This window comes from Kribbella sp. NPDC048915 (genome assembly GCF_040649595.1).
In the GTDB taxonomy this organism is placed as follows: domain Bacteria; phylum Actinomycetota; class Actinomycetes; order Propionibacteriales; family Kribbellaceae; genus Kribbella.
On the sequence record NZ_JBEZFT010000041.1, the window covers coordinates 1,082 to 25,382 of the forward strand.

Annotated in this window: 18 protein-coding genes; 12 read left to right on the forward strand and 6 right to left on the reverse strand. The window is 70.0% G+C overall.

Translation table 11 applies throughout. The annotated features are described in order from the left end of the window. Positions 1 to 267: 267 nt before the first annotated feature. Together AB0B82_RS21000 and AB0B82_RS21005 are read right to left on the reverse strand one after the other, a co-directional pair. Positions 268 to 663, reverse strand: coding sequence for a VOC family protein (locus AB0B82_RS21000; protein ID WP_360170812.1), 396 nt, complete (start codon positions 661 to 663; stop codon positions 268 to 270). 9 nt (positions 664 to 672) lie between these two features. Then, the gene (locus AB0B82_RS21005) at positions 673 to 2,445 is read right to left on the reverse strand and encodes a biotin carboxylase N-terminal domain-containing protein (RefSeq protein WP_360170815.1); all 1,773 of its coding nucleotides are present in this window, start codon (positions 2,443 to 2,445) and stop codon (positions 673 to 675) included. Positions 2,446 to 2,639: 194 nt separating this feature from the next. Between AB0B82_RS21005 and AB0B82_RS21010 the strand changes: the two genes are divergently transcribed. From AB0B82_RS21010 to AB0B82_RS21020, 3 genes are all read left to right on the forward strand, one after another. After that, complete coding sequence (locus tag AB0B82_RS21010) at positions 2,640 to 3,569, forward strand: SMP-30/gluconolactonase/LRE family protein (RefSeq protein ID WP_360170818.1); 930 nt, start codon at positions 2,640 to 2,642, stop codon at positions 3,567 to 3,569. A 117-nt stretch (positions 3,570 to 3,686) separates the two neighbouring features. After that, on the forward strand, positions 3,687 to 4,613 hold the full coding sequence (locus tag AB0B82_RS21015) for a hypothetical protein (protein ID WP_360170820.1): 927 nt from the start codon (positions 3,687 to 3,689) through the stop codon (positions 4,611 to 4,613). Positions 4,614 to 4,680: 67 nt separating this feature from the next. Further along, the gene (locus tag AB0B82_RS21020) at positions 4,681 to 5,463 is read left to right on the forward strand and encodes a hypothetical protein (protein WP_360170822.1); all 783 of its coding nucleotides are present in this window, start codon (positions 4,681 to 4,683) and stop codon (positions 5,461 to 5,463) included. A gap of 58 nt (positions 5,464 to 5,521) precedes the next feature. On the opposite strand, the gene AB0B82_RS21025 is transcribed toward AB0B82_RS21020, so the two are convergent. Further along, complete coding sequence (locus tag AB0B82_RS21025) at positions 5,522 to 6,958, reverse strand: Nramp family divalent metal transporter (RefSeq protein ID WP_360170825.1); 1,437 nt, start codon at positions 6,956 to 6,958, stop codon at positions 5,522 to 5,524. A 94-nt stretch (positions 6,959 to 7,052) separates the two neighbouring features. Here AB0B82_RS21025 and AB0B82_RS21030 point away from each other — a divergent pair, with 94 nt between their 5' ends. Further along, a complete protein-coding gene (locus tag AB0B82_RS21030; protein ID WP_360170828.1) occupies positions 7,053 to 10,061 on the forward strand; it encodes a LuxR C-terminal-related transcriptional regulator in 3,009 nt (1,002 codons plus the stop codon). Positions 10,062 to 10,114: 53 nt separating this feature from the next. Here the strand turns inward: AB0B82_RS21030 and AB0B82_RS21035 are convergent, their stop codons facing one another. Beyond that, positions 10,115 to 12,313 carry an MMPL family transporter gene (locus AB0B82_RS21035; protein ID WP_360170831.1) on the reverse strand — a complete coding sequence of 733 codons (2,199 nt, stop codon included), beginning with the start codon at positions 12,311 to 12,313 and terminating at the stop codon, positions 10,115 to 10,117. A 191-nt stretch (positions 12,314 to 12,504) separates the two neighbouring features. Here AB0B82_RS21035 and AB0B82_RS21040 point away from each other — a divergent pair, with 191 nt between their 5' ends. The 7 genes from AB0B82_RS21040 to AB0B82_RS21070 all read left to right on the forward strand — a co-directional run bounded on the left by AB0B82_RS21040 (position 12,505) and on the right by AB0B82_RS21070 (position 22,820). Next, positions 12,505 to 13,881, forward strand: a complete 1,377-nt coding sequence (locus AB0B82_RS21040; protein WP_360170834.1) for an MFS transporter — start codon at positions 12,505 to 12,507, stop codon at positions 13,879 to 13,881. Beyond that, entirely contained in the window at positions 13,878 to 15,992 is a 2,115-nt protein-coding gene (locus AB0B82_RS21045) for a molybdopterin oxidoreductase family protein (RefSeq protein WP_360170837.1), read from the forward strand. Before AB0B82_RS21040 ends, AB0B82_RS21045 begins: the two co-directional genes overlap by 4 nt. Further along, complete coding sequence (gene nirB / locus AB0B82_RS21050) at positions 15,989 to 19,903, forward strand: nitrite reductase large subunit NirB (RefSeq protein WP_360170840.1); 3,915 nt, start codon at positions 15,989 to 15,991, stop codon at positions 19,901 to 19,903. The genes AB0B82_RS21045 and nirB overlap by 4 nt, the downstream gene beginning before the upstream one ends. Further along, positions 19,900 to 20,262 (forward strand): nitrite reductase small subunit NirD, encoded by a 363-nt coding sequence (nirD, locus tag AB0B82_RS21055; RefSeq protein WP_360170843.1) that lies wholly within the window; start codon positions 19,900 to 19,902, stop codon positions 20,260 to 20,262. The genes nirB and nirD overlap by 4 nt, the downstream gene beginning before the upstream one ends. Next, entirely contained in the window at positions 20,252 to 21,379 is a 1,128-nt protein-coding gene (locus AB0B82_RS21060) for a uroporphyrinogen-III synthase (RefSeq protein ID WP_360170846.1), read from the forward strand. Before nirD ends, AB0B82_RS21060 begins: the two co-directional genes overlap by 11 nt. After that, positions 21,376 to 22,206, forward strand: a complete 831-nt coding sequence (locus AB0B82_RS21065) for a sirohydrochlorin chelatase (protein ID WP_360170848.1) — start codon at positions 21,376 to 21,378, stop codon at positions 22,204 to 22,206. The genes AB0B82_RS21060 and AB0B82_RS21065 overlap by 4 nt, the downstream gene beginning before the upstream one ends. Before the next feature lie 386 nt (positions 22,207 to 22,592). Continuing rightward, the gene (locus AB0B82_RS21070) at positions 22,593 to 22,820 is read left to right on the forward strand and encodes a hypothetical protein (protein ID WP_360170851.1); all 228 of its coding nucleotides are present in this window, start codon (positions 22,593 to 22,595) and stop codon (positions 22,818 to 22,820) included. Positions 22,821 to 22,950: 130 nt separating this feature from the next. Here the strand turns inward: AB0B82_RS21070 and AB0B82_RS21075 are convergent, their stop codons facing one another. Then, complete coding sequence (locus AB0B82_RS21075) at positions 22,951 to 23,415, reverse strand: hemerythrin domain-containing protein (protein WP_360170854.1); 465 nt, start codon at positions 23,413 to 23,415, stop codon at positions 22,951 to 22,953. A 58-nt stretch (positions 23,416 to 23,473) separates the two neighbouring features. Here AB0B82_RS21075 and AB0B82_RS21080 point away from each other — a divergent pair, with 58 nt between their 5' ends. Then, positions 23,474 to 23,905: a MarR family transcriptional regulator gene (locus AB0B82_RS21080; protein WP_360170857.1), complete on the forward strand. Its 432-nt coding sequence runs from the start codon at positions 23,474 to 23,476 to the stop codon at positions 23,903 to 23,905. Here the strand turns inward: AB0B82_RS21080 and AB0B82_RS21085 are convergent. Next, positions 23,887 to 24,288 carry a MerR family DNA-binding transcriptional regulator gene (locus tag AB0B82_RS21085; protein ID WP_360170859.1) on the reverse strand — a complete coding sequence of 134 codons (402 nt, stop codon included), beginning with the start codon at positions 24,286 to 24,288 and terminating at the stop codon, positions 23,887 to 23,889. The genes AB0B82_RS21080 and AB0B82_RS21085 overlap by 19 nt on opposite strands. Between the last annotated feature and the right edge of the window lie 13 nt (positions 24,289 to 24,301).

Consider the following 24,301-nt stretch of genomic DNA (forward strand, 5'->3'; position numbering starts at 1 on the left):
GTGGCGGTGGCCGCACCTGTCCCGTCGGCCGCGTCTGTGGCGGTGATCGCATCCGTCCCGATGACTGTATTCGTGGCGGTGGCCGCACCTGTCCCGTCGGCCGCGTCTGTGGCGGTGATCGCATCCGTCCCGATGACTGTATTCGTGGCGGTGGCCGCACCTGTCCCGACGGCCGCGTCTGTGGCGGTGATCGCATCCGTCCCGACGACTGCATCTGTGGCGGTGACTGCGCCTGTGGCGGTGACTGCGTCTGTGGCGGTGACGGGGTCAGCCGGCGCCCCAGACGAGGCAGAATTCGTTGCCTTCGGGGTCGCGGAGGACCTGCCAGAGGTCGCCGTCGTAGATGTCGTCGGCGCGGGTGGCGCCTAGCGCCAGGGCTCGGGTGATTGCCCGGTCCTTCGCCTCGGGTGGGACGTAGAGGTCCAGGTGGAGGCGGTTCTTACGGACCTGCTTGCCTTCGGGTACCTGGGCGAAGTCGAGGCGGACGCGGGCGCCGTGAAGTTCGGTGACGCCGTGCTGGTCGGGGCGCAGTTCGCCGCCGAGCAGCGCTTGCCAGAACAGCCCGAGCCCGTCCGGGTCCTCGCAGTCGATCACGACCGCGTCGATCACCGGCACGAACTCCGGCGCTCCCGCTGCCTGGCCGGCCGTCGTCGGGTCGGTCATGGCTCCAGGTCAGTCCTTGATTTCGCAGATCGGGGCGCCGGCGGTGACGGTGGCGCCCAGTTCGGCGGTGAAGCCGGTGACGGTGCCGGCCTTGTGGGCGTTGATCGGCTGCTCCATCTTCATCGCCTCGAGGACGACGACCAGATCGCCCTCGGCGACAGTGGCGCCTTCCTCGACGGCGATCTTGACGATCGTGCCCTGCATCGGCGACGTCAGCGCGTCACCGGAGGCGGCGGAGCTCTTCGCGGCGCCCGCGCGCCGGGCCGGCTTCTTCTTCTGCGCGCCCGCGGTCGCCGCACCGGTCGACCCGAGGCCCGCGGGCAGGACGACTTCGAGCCGCTTGCCGTTGACTTCGACGGTCATTTTCTCGCGTTCGCCGGTCTCCGGGGCCTCGCCCGTCGGTCCGTCGTACGGCGTGAGCTGGTTGTCGTACTCGGTCTCGATCCAGCGGGTGTGGACCGTGAAACCGTCGGTGCCGACGAACGCCGGGTCGGACACGACCGAGGCGTGGAACGGGATCACCGTCGGCATGCCCTCGACGACGAACTCCTTCAGCGCCCGGCGGGACCGCTCGAGCGCCTGGGTGCGGTCGCGCCCGGTGACGATCAGCTTCGCGACCAGCGAGTCGAAGGCGCCCGGGACGGTCTCGCCCTGGTCGTAGCCGCCGTCGACGCGGACGCCGGGGCCCGACGGCTGATGCCAGCGGGTCAGCGTCCCCGGTGCCGGGAGGAACCCGCGGCCGCCGTCCTCGGCGTTGATCCGGAACTCGATCGAGTGCCCGGTCACGACCGGATCGTCGTACCCGAGCTCCTCGCCCTGGGCGATCCGGAACATCTCCCGGACCAGGTCGATGCCGGTCACCTCTTCGGAGACCGGGTGCTCGACCTGCAGCCGGGTGTTGACCTCGAGGAACGAGATCAGCCCGTCCTGGCCGACCAGGAACTCGCAGGTCCCGGCGCCGACGTAGCCGGCCTCGCGGAGGATCTTCTTCGATGCGGAGTACAGCAGCTCCACCTGCTCGTCGGTCAGGAACGGCGCCGGCGCCTCCTCGACGAGCTTCTGGTAGCGGCGCTGCAAGGAGCAGTCCCGGGTGGACACCACGACAACGTTGCCGTGGGCATCGGCCAGGCACTGCGTCTCGACGTGCCGCGGCTTGTCCAGGTACCGCTCGACGAAGCACTCGCCGCGCCCGAACGCGCTGGTCGCCTCGCGGACGGCCGACTCGTACAGCTCCGGCACCTCGTCCAGAGTACGCGCGACCTTCATCCCGCGGCCGCCACCGCCGTACGCCGCTTTGATCGCGATCGGCAACCCGTACTGCTCGGCGAACGCGACCACCTCGTCGGCGCCGGAGACCGGATCCGGCGTGCCCGGGACCTGCGGCGCGCCGACCTTGTCCGCGATGTGCCGCGCCTTGACCTTGTCGCCGAGCGCGTCGATCGCGGCCGGCGGCGGTCCGATCCAGATCAGCCCGGCGTCGAGCACGGCCTGGGCGAACTCGGCGTTCTCGGCCAGGAAGCCGTAGCCGGGGTGGACGGCGTCCGCACCGGAGCGGCCGGCGACGTCGAGGATCTTGGCGATGTTCAGGTAGGAGTCGGCGGGCGTCGACCCGTCCAGCGCGTACGCCTCGTCGGCGAGCCGGACGAACAACGCGTCCCGGTCCTGGTCGGCGTACACCGCGACGCTGCCGAGGCCCGCGTCGGCGGCGGCCCGGACGACCCGGACGGCGATCTCGCCCCGGTTGGCGACCAGCACCTTGGTGATCTGCTTGCTGTCGGACACAGCTGACTCCCTTCGGTGGGCCCGAGTCTAGAGCCGAGCGGCCGCCGGGGGAGCAGGGTGTTGCTCACACCACGCCGACGACTGGTCTGGTCGGTGGTCCGATGACCACCTGTGGACAGCCGGGAGCGTCCCGGGGGCCGGAGCGCATAGGCTCGGCGGCGAGCGTTTGCAGCCGAGTTTCGCGAGGAGTCGTGATGACGGGAATTCTCGAGCCGTTGGCAGGGACCGCACCGGCCGTCTGGGAGAAGCTGGACGACCGGTTCGAGGGCATTCGCGGTGACCGCCTGCTCGAGCGGTTGTGGACCGGCGGCCGCTGGGTCGAGGGCCCTGTGTACTCCGCCGCCGGGCGGTACCTGCTGTGGAGCGACATCCCGAACGACCGCATCCTGCGCTGGGACGAGACGTCGTACCAGGTCTCGGTCTTCCGGCAGCCGGCCGGCAACACCAACGGGCACACCCGCGACACCGAGGGCCGGCTGGTGAGCTGCGAGCACGGCAACCGGCGGGTGACTCGCACCGAGCACCACGGCGGCATCACCGTGCTCGCCGACAACTACGACGGCAAGCGGCTGAACTCGCCGAACGACGTCGTGGTCAAGCGCGACGGATCGGTCTGGTTCACGGACCCGGCGTACGGGATCGACAGCGACTACGAGGGCTTCAAAGGCGAGATCGAGACCGCGGGCTGCCACGTCTACCGGGTGTCGCCGGACGGCGTGCTGACCCGGGTCGCCGACGACTTCAACCGGCCGAACGGGCTGGCGTTCTCGCTCGACGAGTCGTTGCTGTACATCGTGGACTCGGGCGAGGGGACGATCCGCGTCTTCACCGTCGAGGGTGACAAGCTGAGCGGTGGTGGGCTGTTCGCCGAGTGCGGCAACGGGATCTTCGACGGCATCCGCCTGGACACGCAGGGCCGGATCTGGGCCTCGGCGGCCGACGGCGTCCACGTCTACCACCCGGACGGCACCCTCCTCGGCAAGCTGCTGGTTCCCGAAACCGTCAGCAACCTGACCTGGGGCGGCCCCAAACGCAACCGCCTCTTCCTCACCGCCACCACCTCGATCTACTCCGTCCTCACCACCGTCAACGGCGCCCCGGAGGCCTACGGCCCGCACGCCTGACTTCCCCCGGCCGGGGGACCGCACTGGTCCCTCGGAGGGAGGCGGTCCGCCGCCGCGAGTGGAAGCCTCGAAGGACCGGTGTGCAGTGGGTGTGCCGGCCTGAGGAGGAGTTCACACGTGCGTGCGTGGGTGTTGGTGGTTGTGCTGGCCGGTCTGTTCGTCGTCGGCGCGGCGCCGCCGTCGGTTGCTGCAGGCAACGAGGTGATGCGGGTCAGCGGCGCCGGCGGCGGCACACTCGGGCCGGAGTGGAAACCGTTCGACGGTGATCCGGTCCGGTTCGAGATCGAGGGGACGGCGAGCGATCCGCTCCGGCCGACGGGGACCTTCCACGTCGTCCACCGGAAGCCGGACGGTCGGCTGCTCGCCGAGTTCCGCGGACGGCTGACCAGCCTGAAGGTCGTGGACGAGGTCGCGGTGGCGACCGGCGTGATCGAGACCGCCGAGCATCCCGAACTGGACCTGGAGATGGTCGGGAAACCGGTGAGTTTCACCGTGTACGACGATGGCGCGCAGGACCGGATCGGCTGGATGTGGGGATTCTTCAACGCACCGGTGGAACCCCTGCAGGGCACCGCGCCGGGGTTCGCGTTGACCGAGGGCGGATTCCAGGTCGAGGACGGCGCAGCGCCGGCCCGGACGGCTGCGGCGGTCGACCTGACGACGGCTGCGGAGCGTGGGACCGCTGTCGCCGCCGTCATCGAGGGGCCTCGGGAGCCGGTCCGCGTCCAGCTCGCCGGGATCGTTCCGCCGGGAGGCGATCCGACCCAGGTCCGAGGTCGATTCCGGCTCGCGGAGCGTACGGCGACGGTCGAGGGAGAGCTCACCTGCCTGGCGACCGGTGGACCGGTCGCGATGGCGACCGGCGTCGTGACCACGTCGACCGATCCGGCCCGGGTGGGTCAGCCGGTGTCGTTCGCCGTGAAGGACGGTCGGACGGATCGCATCAGCTGGTTGACGGGGTGGGCCGCTGAGTCGATCGTCGACTGCCGCTCGGTGGTGCCGGCGCATGCTCCGCGGTACGGCGGCGTGGTCGTCCGGTCGTGAAAACCGGTCGCACCGGCGGCTGAGCTGCGGGATGATGGCCTGCTGTCCAACTTTTCGAGGAGGGGTTGTGAGCGTGGTCAGCGAGCGGATTCCGGAGCATCTGCAGAAGTTCGCGGAGCAGGTGATGGCGGCCGTCGAGGCGGACGAGCGGTTTCTCGCGGTGCTCGCCGGTGGGTCCGTTGCCAGCGGCACCGGTGACGAGTACTCCGATCTGGACCTCGTGCTGGTGTCCACGCCGGAGACGCACGCGGAATGCCTCGCCGGCGCGCGGGAGTTCGCGGACGGGCTCGGCCCGCTGCTGACCTCGTTCGGCGGTGAGCATGTCGGCGAGCCGCGGCTGCTGATCGCGCTGTACGGACCGCCGCTGCTCCACGTCGACTTCAAGTTCGTGACGCCGGAGCAGTTGCGGGTCCGGGTCGAGGACGGCGTGATCCTGTGGCAGCGCGACGACACCGTCGAGCGGGTGCGGACGGAGAGTACGGCGGCGTGGCCGCAGCCGGATCCGCAGTGGATCGAGGACCGGTTCTGGGCGTGGGTGCACTACGTCGCGGTGAAGATCGAGCGCGGTGAGTTGTTCGAGGCGGTCGACGCGCTCGGTGCGGTCCGGCGGATGGCGATCGCACCGCTGGCCACGCTGGGCCGTACGACGCGGCCGGCCGGCGTACGGCGGCTGGAGACGCTCGCGCCGGAGCTCGTTCCGCAGTTGAAGGAAACGGTGGCGACCGCGGACCGCGACGACCTCCACCGGGCACTGCGGGCCACCGTCGACGTCTACCGGCAGGTGCGCGAGGGCGTCGGCATGGAACGCCGAACCGCCGCCGAGGAAGCCGTCCTCGCCTTCCTCGGCTGACGGTCGCGACTGGGGAGTGCTGCGAACCTGGAATGACCAGCAACACTCCCCAGTCCAGCTACAGCTTCTTCACCTGATCGATGACGGTGAAGATGGCGAGGAACCCGAAGGCGAGGAACGAGAACAGCAGCACGGCCGTACGCCAGCCGGGGATCCGGATCGCCTGCGGGAGCGCGCGCGAGTTCATCCACCAGAGCAGGCCGGAGTACACGAACATCATGGCGCCGGCGGTGCAGGCCGAGATGACCAGCAACACCAGCGGCTGGGTGACACCGGCCAGCAGCACGAGGATGCCGAAGGCAACCAGTCCCCAGACCAGCCAGAAGTACAGCTTGGACTCGCTGATCTTCGACTCGCGCAGGTAGCGGGCCTTGATCATGTCCGCGCTCAGGCGGGACGTGTAGTCGACGATGCCGGCCGCCGCCGCGAACAGCGAGAACGCGCCGATCGCCCAGAACAGGTAGCCGAACCAGCCGCCGACCGCGGTCTGCAGCGTCGTGCCCTCGATCTTCAGGAAGCTGATCTTGTTCTCGACGCTGCTGTCACCGAACAGGGTGGAGTGCGCGAGCATCGAGGTGAACATGATCGTCACCACGGTGATCGCCACGAAGGTCAGCGCCTGCTCGAGGTTCGCGAACTTCCACCACCGCTTCCAGCGGGACATGTTCTCGTCGTTCGGCGGGAACGTGTACCCGTTGGCGGTCGGGTCGGCCTCGGTCTCACCGGTCACCGGGGAGACCAGGCGCGGCACGTGCACGCCCATCCCGAAACCCTTGTCGCGGATCCAGTTGCTCTGCACGAGGTTCTGGCCGCCGCCCGCGCCGGCGTACGCGATCGCGCCCATCACCAGCGCGAAGCCGAGCTGGTCGGCCGGGAACTGCGGCTGCGTGACCGCGTCGCCGAGCGCGCTGTACGTCTTGCCGCGGATCACGAACACCAGCGCGAGGATCACCAGCAGCGCGACGGCCGCGATCTTCACCGCGATGAGTCGCTCGAGCATCACGTAGACGACCGGTGCCAGGGTCAGAATCGCGCCGATCACGATCAGCATGACGATCGCGATGAAGCGCGGATCGCCGGCGCCGAACAGATAGGTCAGCATGCTCGCCGAGCTGGTCGCCCAGCCGGGCCAGAGGTTCGCGAAGTAGGTCATGATCGCGAAGAACAGGCCCCAGTGTTTCCCGTACCGGTTGAAGCCGGTCAACGCTGTCTCACCAGTTGCCAGCGTGTACCGCTCGATCTCCATGTTCAGGAACCACTGGACCGCGACGCCGACGACAGCGCCCCAGAGGAACACCAGGCCGACCTGACTGGAGATGTACGGCCAGAGGATGAACTCGCCCGAGGCCAGGCCGACGCCGGCGCCGACCATGCCGGGGCCGATGATCCGCCAGACTTTGGTGGGCGGCTCGGGAAGATCACGAACCTGCGGTGCGGGCAGGTTCTTGGTCGGTAGTGCGAATCGTCCGTGATCGGTCGACCTGGTGTCTGCCATCAGGCTCCTCACTTCCTCGACCCCCTGCTTCGGGAGGGTAGCGAATACTGTCGACAACGGCGACCCGACACAGTCGAATGGCAGACTGACGCGTATGGGTGGGGTGACGGTCCTTGCCGCGTCGTACGCCGGTGCCGCGAGCGCACCCGCCTACGCACGCCTGACCGGCCTGGCCGCGGACCTGCCGGGAGAGCAGGCGGTACGTCGTGACGCCGGGTGGCCGGTGCTGCGGTACGACGACGCGGCCGAGGCGATCGCCGCGGCGCACACGCTGCGTGCAAAGGCTGTCCAGCTTCCGGCCGGTGAACTGCTCCGCATCGCACTGCACACCGCACCGACGGCCGCCCTGGCGATCCGTCGTGCCGAACATCTGCTGACGTTGGCGAATCCCGGCCAAACGTTGCTGAGTGCAACAATCGCGGCGGAGCTTCCGGACGGTGCCACGGTGGTGGATCTCGGGGTGCATCGGCTGCGTGACCTCGGTTCGCCGGAGCGGGTGTTCGAGCTGACCGGCACCAAGGCGCCGCTGCGCTCACTCGATCGGGTGCCCAACAATCTGCCGGTCATGCTCACGAGTTTCGTCGGCCGCGAGACCCAGGTGGCCGCCCTGCGCACCCAGTTGGCGGGCCACCGTCTGGTCACGCTCACCGGCCCGGGCGGTAGTGGCAAGACGCGGTTGGCCGCGCAGACCGCGGCGCTGCTGGCCGAGCGGTGGCCGGACGGGGTCTGGTGGGTCGACCTGTCCACGGTGACGGACAGTGCGCAACTCCCCGAAGCAGTCGCCGCCGCAAGCGGTCTGCTGGTCGAGCCCGGTGACCGGCTGCTCATCGGTCAGCTGCGTGACCAGCGCGCGCTGATCTGTCTCGACAACTGCGAGCAGATCGTCGAGGGCGTCGCCGAGTTCGCGGTGGCGTTGCGGACCGGGTGTCCCGAGGTCTCGATCCTGGCGACCAGCCGGGAGCCGTTGGACGTTCCCGGCGAAGTGGTCTGGCGAGTGCCGGTCCTCTCGCCCGACGAGGCTCGCGCTCTGTTCCTCGAACGTGCCGCCCAGGTCGAACCGGGGTCGGAGCCGGCGATTCGGTCGATCTGCGAACGCCTGGACGGCATCCCGCTCGCGCTCGAGCTCGCCGCCGCCTGGACCCGGACGCTGACGCCCGAGCAGATCGAGGCCGGGCTGAGTGACCGATTCGGCCTGCTGACCAAGAACGTCCGCGGCGTCGCCGCCCGGCAACGCACCCTGGCCGCCTCGATCGACTGGAGCTACGACCTGCTCGAGGAGGACGAACGCCGGGTCTTCCGCCGGCTCGGGGTCTTCGCGGGCGGCTTCACCCTGGAGGCCGCGACGGCGGTCGCCGGCGCGGACCTCGACACCGTCGGGCGGCTTGTCGACAAATCGCTCGTGATCGCCGAGTCCGGCCGGTACCGGTTGCTGGAGACGATCCGCGAGTACGCCGTGACCCGGGCGGCTGTGGACGACGACGTACGGGACCGGCATCTCGACCACTACCTGCGGATCGCCGAGGCCGCGGAAGGCTTGCTGGACAAGGATCGTGACGCCTGGCGCGCACTGATCGAGCCGGACCGCGAGAACTTCCGCGCCGCACTCGACCACGGCTTGTCCGCCGACGACCCGGACCGCGGCCGGCGACTGGCCGCGGCGCTGCGCTGGTTGTGGAACCTTCAGGCCACCGGCAACGAGGGCATCGGATACCTGCGCCGCGCGATCGACTGCGCCCCGGACGACCGGACGTTGCTGCAGGCCCGTTTGCTGTACGCGTATGCGACCGTCGCCGACACCGTCGATCCGTTCGGGTACGACGCCGCGGGCCGAGGGCTCGAACTCGCGACCGAACTCGGTGACGACCGGCTGCGCTCCTTGTTCCTCGCCCTGGTCGCGGTCGGCGCGTTCTTCACGGACTTCGACAAGGCCTGGGACCTGACCACGGAAGGGATCCGGCTCGCCGACCGGATCGGCGACGAACCGGCCCGCAACGCCAACGTCGCGCTGCGCTGCGTGCTGCTGTCGATGCGGGACCGGCACGACGAGCTCCGCCCGCTGCTCGACCGCGCCGCGACCGGCCTGATCTCCAGCGGCGAACGGGGCATCGCTTCCACCGTGCTGTCGGTCTGGTCCGAGAGCCAGTTCTCGACCGGCGAGCCGCGCCGGGCGATCGAGACCGCCGAGCGCGCTCTGGCCGCGGCCGAACCACTCGCCGACTTCCATCGGGTCGGTACGGCCCGCGCGCATCTCGCCTCGCTGCTCGTCCGGACCGGGCGCGTCGACGAGGCGCGCGCCTTGATGCGGCCGCTGCTCGAGCTGGCCGAGTCCGCCGGCGCTGTCGTACCGAACCTCGGACAGGCGATGGGCCTGATCTCGTACTGGACGGGGGAGTACGACGCCGCGGTCGAGTGGCTCGCCCGTGACACAGCTCCGGACAGCCCGCTGGCGGGGACGTTCGCGTCGGCGATGCTGCTACCGCTGGTGGCTGCCGCGCGGCGCGCCCGCGGCGAGGACGTGACCGAACTGCTGAACCGCGCCGTCGAGCTCGCCCGTCGCTACAACCTGCCGTCGACCCTGGCCGATGCGCTCGACCAGCTCGGGCGCGTCACCCTCGCCGACCGTCCGGACCAGGCAGCCGACCTGCTGCACGAGGCGTTGACCATCCGGCTCGACCATGGCCTGCGCACCTATGTCGTCCCCAGCCTCGAGTCGCTGGCGTTGCTGGCAGTGCACACGAATCGCGCCGCGGACGCTGCCCGTCTCGCGGGCGCTGCGGCCGCCGCGCGGACGGAGATGGGCCTCGGTACACCGGCCGACCAACCCGAGCTCCCGGTTGCGGACGAGCCACCACTCCCGTTGGACGAAGCGGTCGCATACGCCCGCCGTACGCGCGGTGCTCGCGGGCGGCCGTCCACGGGTTGGGCGAGCCTGACACCGACCGAGGAACAGGTGGTCGCGCTCGCGGTCGAGGGCCTCAGCAACCCCGAGATCGGCGAGCGCCTGTTCATCAGCCGTGGCACGGTGAAGACGCACCTGGCGCACGTCTACGCGAAGCTCGGCGTCTCCAACCGCACCGAGCTGGCCTCGCTCCGGAAGCCCTGAGCTTTTCCGGCGCCGCGGCGATCCGCCGCTCGAAGGTCTCCGTGCTCGGCAGCCTAGGACGCCAGTTTGCTCGGCCACCAGACCCGCTTGCCGATGTCGTGGGCCAGCGACGGCACCAGCAGCGACCGGACGACGGTGGTGTCGAGAAGGACGCCGAAGGCGACCATGAACGCGATCTGGACCAGGAACAGGATCGGCAGGACGGCGAGTGCCGAGAACGTCGCGGCCAGAACGACACCCGCGGACGTGATCACACCGCCGGTGACCGCGAGGCCGATCAGGATGCCCGGTCTGGTGCCGTGCGCCTGCGACTCCTCGCGCACCCGCGTCATCAGGAAGATCGAGTAGTCGATGCCCAAAGCGACCAGGAACACGAACGCGTAGAGCGGAATGCCGGGATCGGCACCGGGGAAGCCGAAAACGTGGTTGAACATCAGTGCGCTGACCCCGACCGTCGCGCCGAACGACAGCACGTTCGCGATCACCAGCAGCACCGCGGCGACCAGCGAGCGGAGCAGGATCATCAGCACGACAAAGATCACCGCGAGGATGGTAGGGATGATCACCCGCAAGTCGCGCTGCGCGGCGTCCAGCACGTCGAGGTTGATCGCCGTGGTGCCGCCGACCAGGATGTCCGGGCTGACCGCGTCCAGCTCGGTGCGCAGGTGCTCGACCACGCGCGTCGCCTCGGGGGAGTCCGCCGGCACCGTCAGGGTCGCCTGGACCAGGACCTGCCCGTCGACGACCTTCGGCGGTACGCCGGGAGCGACCGACGCGGAGGCCTCGCCGACACCGTCGACCTTGGTCGCGGTCTGGACCACCTGTTCGGCTTCCGCGGCCGGGGTCAGGATCTGCACCGGCGTACCGGCACCGGCGTCGAAGTGCTTGGCCAGCTGCTCCTGCCCGGTGACCGACTCGACCTCGTTGAGGAACAGGTCCTCCTGCGACGTCCCGCTGGCCTTGAACGTCGGCAGGAACGCCGCGCACGCGAGCAGCGCGACCACGGTGACCACCCAGACCCGCCGGGCGCGCCGCCCGACCAGACCGGAGACGCGGCCCCACAGCTTGCGGCCGCCGACCTGGTCGCTGGTGTGCACGTGGTCGACCCGCGGGATCGAGGGCCAGAAGATCCGTCGGCCGAACGCGAGCAGCACCGCGGGCAGGAACGTCATCGACGCGACGAGCGCACCGGCGATACCCAGAGCACCGACCGGGCCCAGGCCTTTGGTGCTGCCGAGCTGCGACAGCAAAAGACAGAGCAGACCGAGAATGACGGTCGCGGCGCTCGCGGCGATCGGCTCGATCGAGGCCCGCCAGGCGACGCGCATTGCCTCGTACTTGCTCTCGTAGTCGTGCAGCTCCTCTTTGTAACGGGACACCAGCAACAGCGAGTAGTCGGTCGCGGCACCGACCACGAGGATGAACAGGATGCCCTGGCTCTGCCCGTTCAGCTGAATGACGTCGTTCTTCGCCAGCGGGTACACGACGAGAGCGGCGAGCGCGAGCCCGAAGACCGCGGTGAGCAGGACGGCGACCGGGAGGATCGGACTGCGGTAGACGATCAGCAGAATCACGAAGACGACCGCCAGCGCGACCCCGAGCAAAATGCCGTCGATCCCGCTGAACGCAACCACGAAGTCCGCGAACACACCGCCCGGCCCGGTCACGTACGCCGTCAGTCCGGTCGGTGTGAGGTGCTGCTTGATGGCGTCGCGCATGCTGTCCGCGACGGCGAACAGAACCGTTTCGCCCTCGGTGATGACCTCGTCCGCGCGGTCACCGTCGATCTGGACGGTGAGCAGCAGCGCTTGGCGGTCCTCCGACGGAACGGCCGGCGCGACCGGCGCGGCGAGGTAGTCGCCGAGCGTCTTGCCGGCGCCGAGCTCGAGCGTGGGCAGCGAATCCTGGAACTGTTTGACCGCCGCCACGTCCGCCGGCGTGATGCCCGCGTCGCGCTCGACCAGGACGAAGTACGGCAGCGCCGTGGAGTCGACGAACTTGGCGGCTTGGTCGGAGACCAGAGTCGACTCGGCCTGTTTCGGGAGGAAGTCGGCGTTGTCGTTCTCCTGGACCTCGCTCAGCCGCCCGACCGTCGGTCCGCCGAGCGCGGCGAGGACGAGCCAGCCGATCAGAACGGCGGCGATCGCGGCTCTCCAGCCCCAGCGGCCGGCGCTCCGTCGGGGGGCGGGCTGCTTCTCGTTGTCCGTGACCTGGGTCACGGCGTCACCGGCGGACTGGCCGTCGTCGTGCATGGTGGCGTCCCCTCGCTGTCCATTCCTCCCTGAGACCGAACAGTACCCAGCAGCAGGCCGACTTCTCTCACCACCCGCTCAGGGGTGTGCGGGAGCCGTTTCGGCGGCGTAACAACAAGATGACTACGCGGAAACACCCCGGTCATAACGTCCAGGCCTAATCAGTGAGGTCGGATGATCGGAGACTTGCGATGACGCTCGAGGCACGACAAGCGACCGTCGCCGGCCGGGGCCAAGGCGATGGCACCGGTGCGGTCGGTACGGTCGAGGCGCCGCGGCGCGGGCGCTGGATCGACGTCTGGGATCCCGAGGACACGACGTTCTGGACCGCCAAGGGCCGCGCGCTGGCCCGGCGGAACCTGTGGCCCTCGATCTTCGCCGAGTTCCTCGGGTTCTCGGTGTGGCAGTTGTGGAGCATCGTCGTGGTGTCGATGCCGGCCGCCGGCTTCGCCTACAGCACCGACCAGCTGTTCTGGCTGGTCGCGCTGCCGAGCCTGGTCGGCGCGACGTTGCGGTTGCCGTACACCTTCGCCGTACCGCGTTTCGGCGGGCGGAACTGGACGGTGATCTCGGCGCTGCTGCTACTGATCCCGACCGCGGGTCTCGGGTACTTCATGACCCGGCCGGACACGCCGTTCTGGGTGCTGGTGCTGGTCGCGGCGACCGCCGGTGTCGGCGGCGGAAACTTCGCCAGCAGCATGACCAACATTTCGTTCTTCTACCCCGAGAAGGAGAAGGGCTTCGCGCTCGGCGTGAACGCGGCCGGCGGTAACCTCGGCGTCGCCGTCGTGCAGCTGCTGGTACCGGTCGTGATCGTCGCGGGCGCCGGCCTGACCCTGAACCGGGCCGGTCTGATGTGGCTGCCGCTGATCGTGCTGGCCGCGTTCTGGGCCTGGAAGGCGATGTCCAACCTGTCGGTGGCGAGCTCGTCGTTCCGGACCTCGGTCGCGGCGGCGAAGCGGCCGCACACCTGGGTGATCTCGTTCCTCTACATCGGTACTTTCGGGTCGTTCATCGGGTTCGGCGCGGCCTTCCCGCTGCTGATCAAGACCACGTTCACCGACATCACGCCGGCGCACTTCGCGTTCCTCGGCGCGCTGGTCGGGTCGGTCGCGCGGCCGTTCGGCGGGAAGCTGTCGGACAAGGTCGGCGGCGCCTGGGTGACGGTGTGCTCGTTCGTCGTGATGGGCCTCGGCATCCTGTCCGCGATCGCGTCGCTGAAGGCGGGCAGCTTCCCGGCGTTCCTGGCCAGCTTCCTGGTGCTCTTCGTGGCCAGTGGAGTCGGCAACGGGTCGACGTACCGGATGATTCCGGCGGTCTTCCGGCTCACCACGCCGGGCGACCCGGGCCGGGCCAAGCGGGAGGCGGCCGCCTGCATCGGGATCGCCTCCGCGGTCGGCGCGTACGGCGGCTTCCTGGTCCCGCGTGGGTTCGCGATCTCGACCGGCGAGTTCGGCTCGCTGATCCCGGCGCTGTACGTCTTCTGCGGGTTCTACGTGGTCTGCCTCGCCGTGACGTACTTCTGCTACCTGCGCAAGGGCGGCCCCCTGACCCAGGAGCGCGTGTGACAGCTGTAGCCACGCACTGTCCGTACTGCGCTCTGCAGTGCGCCACCACGTTGCGCCCGGAAGGGCGCAGCGTGGAGGTGGGGCCGCGGGAGTTCCCGACCAACCAGGGCGGGTTGTGCCGCAAGGGATGGACGGCTCCCGAGGTCCTCACGGCGCCGGACCGGCTGACCGTTCCGCTGGTCCGGAACGCCGCGGGTGACCTGGTGGAGACGAGCTGGGACGCCGCGCTGGACTTCGTGACCGAGCGGATCACCGCGTTGCAGGCCGCTCACGGGCGGGACGCGATCGCGGTGTTCGGCGGCGGCGGGCTGACGAACGAGAAGGCGTACGCGCTCGGCAAGTTCGCCCGGGTGGCGCTGCGGACCGCGAACGTGGACTACAACGGCCGGTTCTGTATGTCGTCGGCGGCCGCGGCGACGAACCGGGCGTTCGGGATCGACCGCGGGTTGCCGTTCCCGCTGGCCGATCTGAGCGGTGCCGGTGCGGTCCTGCTGGTGGGCAGCAACCTGGCGGCGACGATGCCGCCGGCGGTGGCGCATCTGCAGGGCGCACGCGACACGGGTGGACTTCTGGTCGTCGACCCGCGTCGCTCGGCGACCGCCCAGCTCACGGCGGAGAACGCCGGTATCCACCTGCAGGCGACGCCGGGCACCGACCTGGCGCTGGTGCTTTCGCTGACCCACGTCGTACTGCAGGAGGGTCTGGCGGATACGACGTACCTGCAGGAGCGGACCGACGACCCGGATGCGCTCGTTCGTTCGACGGCGTCCTGGTGGCCGGAGCGGGCCGAGCGGGTCACCGGGGTGCCTGCGGCGACGATCCGCCAGGCCGCGCGGGTGCTGGCGGCGGCCGCACCGGTTCACGGTGGCGCGGGAGCGTTCATCTTGACCGGGCGTGGCGCCGAGCAGCACAGCAAGGGCACCGACACCGTCACCGCGTGCATCAACCTTGCGTTGGCGCTCGGCCTCCCGGGGCGGCCTGGCAGCGGGTACGGCTGCATCACCGGTCAGGGCAACGGGCAGGGCGGTCGTGAGCACGGGCAGAAGGCGGATCAGCTGCCCGGCTACCGCAGTATCGAGGACCCGGCGGCGCGGGCGTACGTCGCGGAGGTCTGGGGTGTCGACCCGGACGAGTTGCCGCGGTCGGGGAAGAGTGCGGTCGAGCTGATCGACTCACTGGGTACCTCCGATGGACCGAAGGCGTTGTTCGTGCACGGGAGCAACTTGCTCGTGTCGGCGCCGAACCTGGCCTCGGTCCGCGAGCGGCTGTCCGCGCTGGACCTCCTGGTGGTCGCCGATGTGGTGCCGTCGGAGACCGCGCTGCTGGCCGACGTGGTCTTCCCGGTCACCCAGTGGGCCGAGGAGGACGGCACGATGACGTCCCTGGAAGGCCGGGTGCTCCGTCGCCGTACAGCTCTTGAGGCGCCCGGTGACGTGCGCAGCGATCTTGCGGTGTTCGCCGGGATCGCCGAGCGACTCGGCGTACCGGGGTTCTCGACCGACCCGGCCGAGGTGTTCGAGGAGTTGCGCCGGGCGAGTGCCGGTGGAAAGGCGGACTACTCGGGGATCACGTGGGACCGGCTGGACGCGGGCGAGGCGCTGTTCTGGCCGGTGCCGGCCGACAGGCACCCGGGGACGCCGCGGTTGTTCGCAGACCGTTTCGCGACGCCGGACGGCCGGGCGCACGTCGTACCCGTCGACCACCGGCCGGTCGCCGACGACCTCAGCGCCGACGCGCCGCTCTACCTGGTGACCGGGCGGCTGCTGCAGCACTACCAGAGCGGTGCGCAGACCCGGCGGGTGCCGGAGCTGGCGGAGGCCGAACCAGAGGTGTACGCCGAGATTCATCCGCGCGTCGCGGCGCAGCGGGGGATCGGCGACGGGCGTCCGATGCGGCTGCGGACGGCGCGCGGATCGATGGTGCTGCCGGCCCGCGTGACCGCGGACGTCCGGCCGGACACCGTGTTCGTGCCGTTCCACTTCGGCGGCGCCGAGGCCGTCAACGAGCTGACCAACGATGCGTTGGACCCGGTGTCCCGGATGCCCGAGTTCAAGGCGTCTGCCGTCGACGTCACCGCCGCAGCCCTCCCGGCGAGGGGGTTACCGGCATGAGTCCTGGCATCAAAGTGGTGATCATCGGCGGTGGGATGGCGGGCCGGCGCCTGGCGGCGTTGCTGCCCTCGGACGACGTCACGGTCCTCGGTGACGAACCGTCGTACAACCGCAGCCGGCTGACGGAGTACGTCGCGGGTCGCGCGGATGTTGCTCTGGGCACCGAATCGGTGACGACGGCGGTGGCGGTCGATCGCCGACGCCAGGTGGTGGCGGATGCGGCCGGCGGCGAGCATCGGTACGACCACTTGGTGTTCGCGACCGGCGCGGTGCCGGTCGTGCCCGCGGCGGTTCGGCGGGCATCCGGCGTACGCACATTGCGGTCGTTGGACGACGCGCGGGCGATCGTGTCCGAGGCCGCCCAGGTACGGCGCGCTGTCGTGCTGGGCGGCGGCGTACTGGGTGTCGAGACCGCGTGCGCACTGCGCGAACGTGGTGTCGCGGTGACGCTAGTTCACGACGGCGAAACCCTTCTGGACAAGACCGCTCGGCTCTCGGCCGGGCGTCGCGTGACGCGCGCCGTACGGCGTCTCGGCGTCGAGGTCCTGCTCAACGCCGAGACCTCCAGGACCGAACTGAAGGACGGCCGCTTCCGTTGCCTGACGTTGCGGAACGGCGCCGAGGTGTACGGCGAACTGCTCGTCGTGGCCTGTGGTGTCCGAGCGCGGGCGGAGCTGGCGGACGGCCTCACCGTGCGCGACGGGATCGTCGTGGACGAGACGTTGACCAGTCCCGACGACTCGCGCGTGCACGCGATCGGCGACTGCGCCGAGATCGACGGGCGCGTGACCGGCACTGTCGAGTCGGCGTGGGCACAGGCCGAGATCCTCGCGAAACAGTTGGCCGGTGAGGCGGCCGAACTGCCCGAGTACGAGGTCGTCCGGGTGACGTCCGGCGGGCTCGATCTGCTCGTCCTCGGTGACAAGGACGAGGACGGCGAGGTGGTACGGCTCGAGGACGACGAGCGCTACGTGCGCGCCGTCCTGCGCGACGGCGTCGTGAGATCGGCCGTCGCGGTGGGTGCCCCCGAGGTCGCCGCCGAGCTCGTCCTGCTGGCGGACCGCGGGACGCCGGTGGTCGCGGACGGACTGCTCGGTGAGCCGACCGCCGTACCGACGACGACGAAGGTGCCGCCGGTGTGCAGGTGCAACGGCGTCACCAGGGCCGCGATCGAAGCGGCCTGGCGTGGAGGTGCCGACAGTGTCGCCGGCATCGCCGCCACGACGCGGGCGACGACCGGGTGCGGCAGTTGCACCGGTGCCGTCGGCGAACTGCTCGACCGCCTCCGGCGCGGCGAGACCGAACCAGTCCCGAGCAGGAGGGCGACGATGGCAGAGCTGAAGAAGGCCAAGCACGTGGTGGTGGTCGGCGGCGGGATGGTCGCGCACCGCCTGGTCGAGGCGCTGCGGCAGCGCGACACCGAGGTGACCTACCGGATCACGGTCTTCGCCGAGGAGCCGCGGCTGCCGTACGACCGGGTTGCGCTGACCAGCTACTTCTCCGGCCGCGACCCGCACGACCTGTCTCTCGGTGACCCCGGTCTGTGGGACGACCCTGCGGTGACCTTGCGCAAGGGTGTGCAGATCACGTCGATCGACACCGCGGCGAAGGCGGTCACGACCGCGCGCGGCGAGCAGGTCGAGTACGACGAATTGGTCCTGGCCACCGGCTCCGCCGCGTTCGTGCCACCGGTGAAGAACAACGACGCGCAGGGCTGTTTCGTCTACCGGACGATCGACGACGTGGCGGCGCTGCGCACGTACGTCGAGCGGCTGAAGGGCGAAGGCAAGCAGGTCAACGGTGTCGTCGTCGGCGGTGGTCTGCTCGGTCTGGAGGCGGCCGGTGCATTGCGGGCGCTGGGCGCCGGGACCAAGGTCGTCGAGTTCGCGCCGCGGCTGATGCCGTTGCAGGTCGACGAGGGCGGTGGCTCGGCGCTGGCCCGGTTGATCGAGGGGCTCGACGTCGAGGTACTGACCGCGACCCAGTGCCAGCGGGTGAAGCTCACCTCGCAGGGTGCGGCCCGGGCGATGGCCGTTGCCGACGGCCCCGATCTGCCCGCCGACGTGGTGGTGTTCGCGACCGGTGTCCGGCCGCGGGACGAGCTCGGGCGCGAGGCCGGTCTGCAGATCGGCGAGCGCGGCGGTGTGGTGGTCGACGAGGCCTGCCGGGCGTCGGTGCCCGGCGTCTGGGCGATCGGTGAGGTCGCGTGTATCGAGGGTCGCGTCTGGGGTCTGATCGCACCGGGGTACACGATGGCGGAAATCGTCGCGGACCGGCTGCTCGGCGGCGCGGCGACGTTCCCGGGCGCCGACACGTCCACGAAGCTGAAGCTGCTCGGCGTCGACGTCGCGAGCTTCGGTGACGCGTTCGGTGCGACTGAGGGCGCGCTGGACATCGTGTACGCCGACCCGGTGGCCGGTGTCTACAAGAAGCTCGTCCTGTCCGATGACGCCCGTACTCTGCTCGGCGGCATTCTGGTCGGCGACGCATCGGCGTACTCCGGTCTGCGCCCGATGGTCGGTCGCGAGCTGGGCGCCGACCCGGCTGCATTCTTGCTGCCGGAAGGTGCCGGTCCGGTGCAGCTCGAGCTGCCCGACGACGCGCCGGTGTGCTCGTGCAACAACGTGTCGGCCGGGACGATCCGCTGCGCGGTCCGCGACGAGGGGTGCACCGACATCAAGTCGGTGTGCGGCCGGACCAAGGCCGGTACGTCGTGCGGCTCATGCCTGCCGATCGTCAAGAACCTGCTGAACACCGAGCTCACCAAGGCCGGAGTCGAGGTCAGCAAGGCGTTGTGCGAGCACTTCGCACTGTCCCGGGCGGAGCTGTTCGACGTCGTCCGGGTCACCGAACTGCGGACGTTCAGCGAGATCGTCGAGCGGCACGGTACCGGCCGCGGCTGCGACATCTGCAAGCCCGTGGTGGCGTCGATCCTGGCCAGCCTCGACCCGGCCGGGCACGTCCTCGAGGGTGAGCGCGCGGCGCTGCAGGACACCAACGACCACGTGATGGCCAACATGCAGAAGGACGGCACGTACTCGGTCGTCCCGCGGATCCCGGGCGGCGAGATCACGCCGGAGGGCCTGATCACGATCGGCGAGGTGGCCCGCGACTTCGGGCTGTACACGAAGATCACCGGCGGCCAGCGGGTCGACCTGTTCGGTGCCCGGATCGAGCAGCTGCCGGCGATCTGGAAGCGGCTGGTGGACGCCGGCTTCGAGTCCGGCCACGCCTACGGCAAGGCGTTGCGGACAGTGAAGTCGTGCGTGGGCTCGACGTGGTGCCGGTACGGCGTACAGGACTCGGTCGGGATGGCGATCGCGCTGGAACTGCGGTATCGCGGACTGCGCTCGCCGCACAAGCTCAAGCTCGGCGTCTCCGGCTGTGCGCGTGAGTGCGCCGAGGCACGCGGCAAGGACGTCGGCGTGATCGCCACCGAGAAAGGCTGGAACCTGTACGTCGGCGGCAACGGCGGGATGACGCCGCGGCACGCCGAACTGCTGGCGTCCGACCTGACCGACGAAGAGCTGTTCCAGGCGATCGACCGGTTCCTGATGTACTACATCCGGACCGGCGACCGCCTGCAGCGCACCTCGGTGTGGATCCGCGAGCTCGAGGGCGGTCTCGACCACGTCCGCGACGTGGTGCTGAACGACAGCCTCGGCATCGCCGCCGACCTGGACGCCGCGATGGCCAAGCACGTCGACTCCTACGTCGACGAATGGCAGGCCACGCTGAACGATCCCGACAAGCTGGCCCGGTTCGTGTCGTTCGTGAACGCGCCGGACCAACCCGACGCCGACCTGCGGTACGTGGTCGAGCGCAACCAGCCGCGGCCGGCCACCCCGGCCGAACGCGGGCAGCTGGAGCCGGTCCTGCTGGCCGGTCCCCGATTGGAGGTACGTCGATGACCATCGCTGCTCTTGGATCGACGGTGATCTGCAGGCTGGATGCACTGCTGCCGGAGCGCGGGGTCGCCGCGTTGCTGGGGGAGACGCAGATCGCGCTGTTCCGCACCTACGACGACGAGGTGTTTGCCATCGGCAACCAGGATCCGTTCAGCGGGGCGAATGTGATGTCCCGCGGCATCGTCGGGAGCCGCGGCGACGTACTCACGGTGGCGTCGCCGATGTTCAAGCAGGTCTTCGATCTGCGCACCGGGGCGTGCCTGGACGACCCCGAGGTGTCGCTGCCCGTTCATCCGGTGCAGATCGTCGACGGACAGGTCACGGTCGGCCCGGCGAGCCTGGTGGGGCCGGGTGACCACTAGGTCCGGGCCGCTCAACGGCTGCACGATCGCGATCACCGCGCACCGGCGCGCGGAGGATCTGATCGCGTCGTTCGAGCGGCGCGGCGCGAAGGTCCTGCACGCGCCGACCCTGCAGATCGTGCCGGTCGCAGACGACCACGCGCTGCTCGAGGCGACCCGGCGGGTGATCGCGAACCCGCCGGACGACGTCGTGGTCACCACGGCGGTCGGGTTCCGCGGCTGGATCGAGGCGGCCGACACCGCCGGCCTGGCCGCGGATCTGCTCGGCACGCTGGAGCAGTCGCGGCTGCTCGCCCGCGGTCCGAAGGCGCGCGGTGCGATCCGGGCGGCCGGGCTGGTCGAGCACTGGTCCGCGCGGTCCGAGACCACGGCCGAGGTGGTCGAATGGTTGCGCGCGCAGGGCGTCGGCGGACGGAAGATCGTCGTACAGCTGCACGGGCTATCCGATCCGGGGTTGCAGGACGCGCTGCGGTCGGCGGGTGCGTCGGTGCGCGGTCTGGAGGTGTACCGCTGGGGTCCGGCGCCGGATCCGGCGGCCGTGGAGAAGATGATTGCGCAGGTGTGTGCGGGGACCGTGGACGCCGTCGTGCACACGTCTGCTCCGGGGGCGCAGGCGATGCTCGACGCGGCGGCGCTGAACGGTCAGTACGACGAGTTGACGTCGGCGTTGCGGACCGGGCGGGTGCTCAACGCGTGCGTGGGTCCAGTCACAGCCGGGCCTTTCGTGGCGTTGGGCCTGGACCCGTTGGTGCCGGATCGGTATCGGCTGGGTGCCCTGATCCGGATCGTCACCGACCGGTTGACCGACGACAACGCACGGTCGATCGAGACAGCTTTCGGGCAGTTGGTGATCCGCGGTGGTGCGGCCGTGCTGGACGGCGTCGTACTGCCGTTGGGCCCGGGACCGCGTGCTGTGCTGGCGGCGTTGGTTGCGGCCGGCGGGGACGTGGTGTCGCGTCCGGAGTTGCTCGCTGTACTGCCTGGGGCGGAGGACGTGCATGCGGTCGAGGTGACGGTCAACCGGCTGCGTACTGCGGTCGGGCGTCCTGAGCTCGTTCGTACCGTCGTCCGCCGCGGCTACCGCCTGGCCCTTGAACCCGCAGGAGTTCCGACATGACCGATCTCGTTGCTGTTGCCCACGGTACGGTCGACCCACGCGGGATCGCGGCCGTCCACGAACTGGTCCGCGAGATGTCGCGTCGGCGCCCCGATCTCGCCGTCTCACTCGGATTCGTCGACCTCCAGCGGCCGGCGCTGCCGGATCTGGTCCAGCGCGTCACCACGGACGCCGACCGCGCGATCGTCGTACCGCTGCTGCTGAGCGCCGGCTACCACGTGTACGTCGACGTTGCGGCCGAAGTGTGGCGACACCGCGGCCTGGTCCACGCGGCCGGTGCCCTCGGCCCGGATCCGCTGCTCGTCGAGATCCTCGCGGATCGACTGGGTGACCTGTCGGGTGTCGACTCGGTCGTCCTCGCCGCGGCCGGCTCCTCCGACCCCCGCGCCTTGGCCGACTGCGAAACCACCGCCGAACTGCTCTCCGACCGCGTCGACCGCCCCGTGACCGTCGGCTACATCTCCGGCACCGGCGAACGCCTCCCGTCGGTCCTCACCCGCACCCCCGGCCGCGTCGCGGTCGCGACGTACCTCCTCGCCCCCGGCTTCTTCCACACTCTGATCCACCGCCACGCGGGCTCCCGATTCGTCTCCGCCCCCCTGGCCCCCGACCCCCGCCTGGCCACCCTCGCCCTGCACCGCTACGACGAGGCCCTCCACCGCAACGACACCGCCCACCGCAACGACACCGCCCACCGCAACGACACCGTCCAGCACCCCACCGTCCAGCACCCCACCGTCCAGCACCCCACCGTCCAGCACCCCACCGTCCAGCACCCCACCGTCCAGCACCCCACCGTCCAGCACCCCGCGTCCCTCGCCGTCTGACCCCCGCACCCCCAGCCCGCGCGTGACCCGAACCCTCCGCACGACCCGAACCCTCCGCGTGGCCCGAGGTCCCGGGGCTTGAACAGGAAACGGTGGGCTTGCACCCGTTATTGCCTGTCCAAGGTCCCCATTGCCTGTCCAAGGTCCCCGCCACGCGGACACACCCCCCGCGCAGCCCGAGCCCCGCGGTGGGTTTACCCACGGTGTTGTGGGTTCCGTACTCGTCAGACGGGTTGGGAACCCCCCACGCGGTGGGTGAACCCACCGTGTGGGCGAGGTCGGGGACCGTCGGGCGCGTCTGATGGGTGCGGCCGGCCAGTGGGAGCGGAGCGCAGCGGGTCGGGGGCGGGTTGTCAGGAGTGAAGCGTGGGGAGGATGGTGGAGGGGTGAGCGGAAAGAGATGGTCGGAGCTGTCTTCCACGCAGCGGAAGTTCATCGTCGTCGGCGGGGTGGTCGACAGTGTGCTGAAGGCGGTGGCGTTGGCGGATCTGGCGCGGCGGCCTGCTGATCAGATCCGCGGCCCCAAACCGCTGTGGGGGTTGGTTCTTGGGATCTCGAATTCGTTGGGTACGGCGCCGCTCGTCTACTGGTTCTTCGGGCGGAAACGCCGCTAGATCGGGCCCGAAGGTGTGCACGCTCGACAGTTAGTGTGGTGTGGGGCGGGTGTGTTCGGTGTCTGGTTCACGCTCGGCTGTGGCCCGTGGCACGGGAGACGTCCTGTCGACCTGACACGCGCCACACGCCCTAGGCGAGCGCCGGAGCCAGGTGGGCTTCCTCGTAGCCGTAGTGGGACTCGAGCGTCGCGGTCAGGCGGTCGATGTCGGTGCGGAGGCGTTGGGTTTCGGCGCGGGTGGGGGCGGCGGACAACTGGTCGAGCGTGGTGGAGATCTGCTCGTTGAGGGCGGCTACCTCGGTGTGCTCTTGGGAGAGCCGGTCGAGGACGGGCTTGAGTTCCGGGAAGTCGGCGGCGAGGCGAGGGAAGACGCTGTCTTCGCGTGAGTGGTGTGCGTGCAGCGCGCCGCAGAAGGACAGGCAGTGCTCGTGCAGCGAGGTCAGTCGCTCAGGAGCGGGGCCTGAGCCGTCGAGGTACGCGTCGACCGCGGCGAGGGTGGCAGACAGTTGTTCACGCAGGCCGTCGTGGATCGCGCGCAGTTGTGCAGCGGCCGCGGCGACCCGATCAGATCCGGCGGTGGTGGATTCGGAAGGCATACGCTGTTCTCCGGCAACGGTTTAGCTTTGCAAGCAAAGTAGTTTTGAGGACAAAGGTATGTCAAGTGTCGACGACAGCATCCGTGCGCTTCTGCTGCTGATGCCGCGGATGGTCGGGCGGACCAAGCGGATCAAGGTGCCCGACGAACTCGCCGGGCTCAATCTCGCGCCGCGGCACCTGAGTCTGTTCGCCTACCTGCTCTTCGACGGACCGTTGCACGTCAACGAGCTCGCCGAGCGTCTCGAGGTCACTCCGGCCACCGTGAGCCTGATGGTCAGCGAGCTGACCCGCAAAGGCATTCTCGAGCGTCGCGAGGATCCGGATGATCGCCGGCGTGCGATCGTCACCTTGTCCGAGGCGCACCGTCCGGCGATCGACGCGTGGCTGGCCCGGGGTGCGCGGGCGTGGCGCGCTGCCCTCGAACCACTCAACGACGACGAGCGGACGCTGTTCGTCAACACGCTGAAGGCTTACGAAGACGCCCTTTGACGGCTGCGGAGGGCGGTCAGGTCGGCCTGGCAGCGGGCCTCGACCTCGGCCAGGTCCTGGAGGGTCTCCTCGATGTCGCGGCGGCGTTGTTCGAGTTCGGCGCGGCGGTGGGCGATCTGGTCCAGGAGGTACTCGAGCTGACCCTCCTCGCCGGGTTCGGCGTCGTACATGTCGACGATCTTGGCGATCTCGTCGAGCGAGAACCCGAGCCGCTTGCCGCGCAGGATCAGCGCCAGGCGGACGCGGTCGCGCGGGTGGTACACGCGCACGGTGCCGCGACGTTCGGGGGTGAGCAGGCCGCGGTCCTCGTAGAACCTGATCGTTCGCAGGGTCACGTCGTACTCGGCGGCCAGTTCGGCGATCGACCAGGTCTGAGCGGACACCTGGCTATTGTGC

Bases quoted from the DNA above. Each gene is read 5' to 3' on its own strand.
- AB0B82_RS21000 (WP_360170812.1), bottom strand. From the start codon at position 663: ATGACCGACCCGACGACGGCCGGCCAGGCAGCGGGAGCGCCGGAGTTC.
- AB0B82_RS21010 (WP_360170818.1), top strand. From the start codon at position 2,640: ATGACGGGAATTCTCGAGCCGTTGGCAGGGACCGCACCGGCCGTCTGG.
- AB0B82_RS21025 (WP_360170825.1), bottom strand. From the start codon at position 6,958: ATGGCAGACACCAGGTCGACCGATCACGGACGATTCGCACTACCGACC.
- AB0B82_RS21030 (WP_360170828.1), top strand. From the start codon at position 7,053: ATGGGTGGGGTGACGGTCCTTGCCGCGTCGTACGCCGGTGCCGCGAGC.
- AB0B82_RS21035 (WP_360170831.1), bottom strand. From the start codon at position 12,313: ATGCACGACGACGGCCAGTCCGCCGGTGACGCCGTGACCCAGGTCACG.
- AB0B82_RS21040 (WP_360170834.1), top strand. From the start codon at position 12,505: ATGACGCTCGAGGCACGACAAGCGACCGTCGCCGGCCGGGGCCAAGGC.
- nirB (WP_360170840.1), top strand. From the start codon at position 15,989: ATGAGTCCTGGCATCAAAGTGGTGATCATCGGCGGTGGGATGGCGGGC.
- nirD (WP_360170843.1), top strand. From the start codon at position 19,900: ATGACCATCGCTGCTCTTGGATCGACGGTGATCTGCAGGCTGGATGCA.
- AB0B82_RS21065 (WP_360170848.1), top strand. From the start codon at position 21,376: ATGACCGATCTCGTTGCTGTTGCCCACGGTACGGTCGACCCACGCGGG.
- AB0B82_RS21075 (WP_360170854.1), bottom strand. From the start codon at position 23,415: ATGCCTTCCGAATCCACCACCGCCGGATCTGATCGGGTCGCCGCGGCC.
- AB0B82_RS21080 (WP_360170857.1), top strand. From the start codon at position 23,474: ATGTCAAGTGTCGACGACAGCATCCGTGCGCTTCTGCTGCTGATGCCG.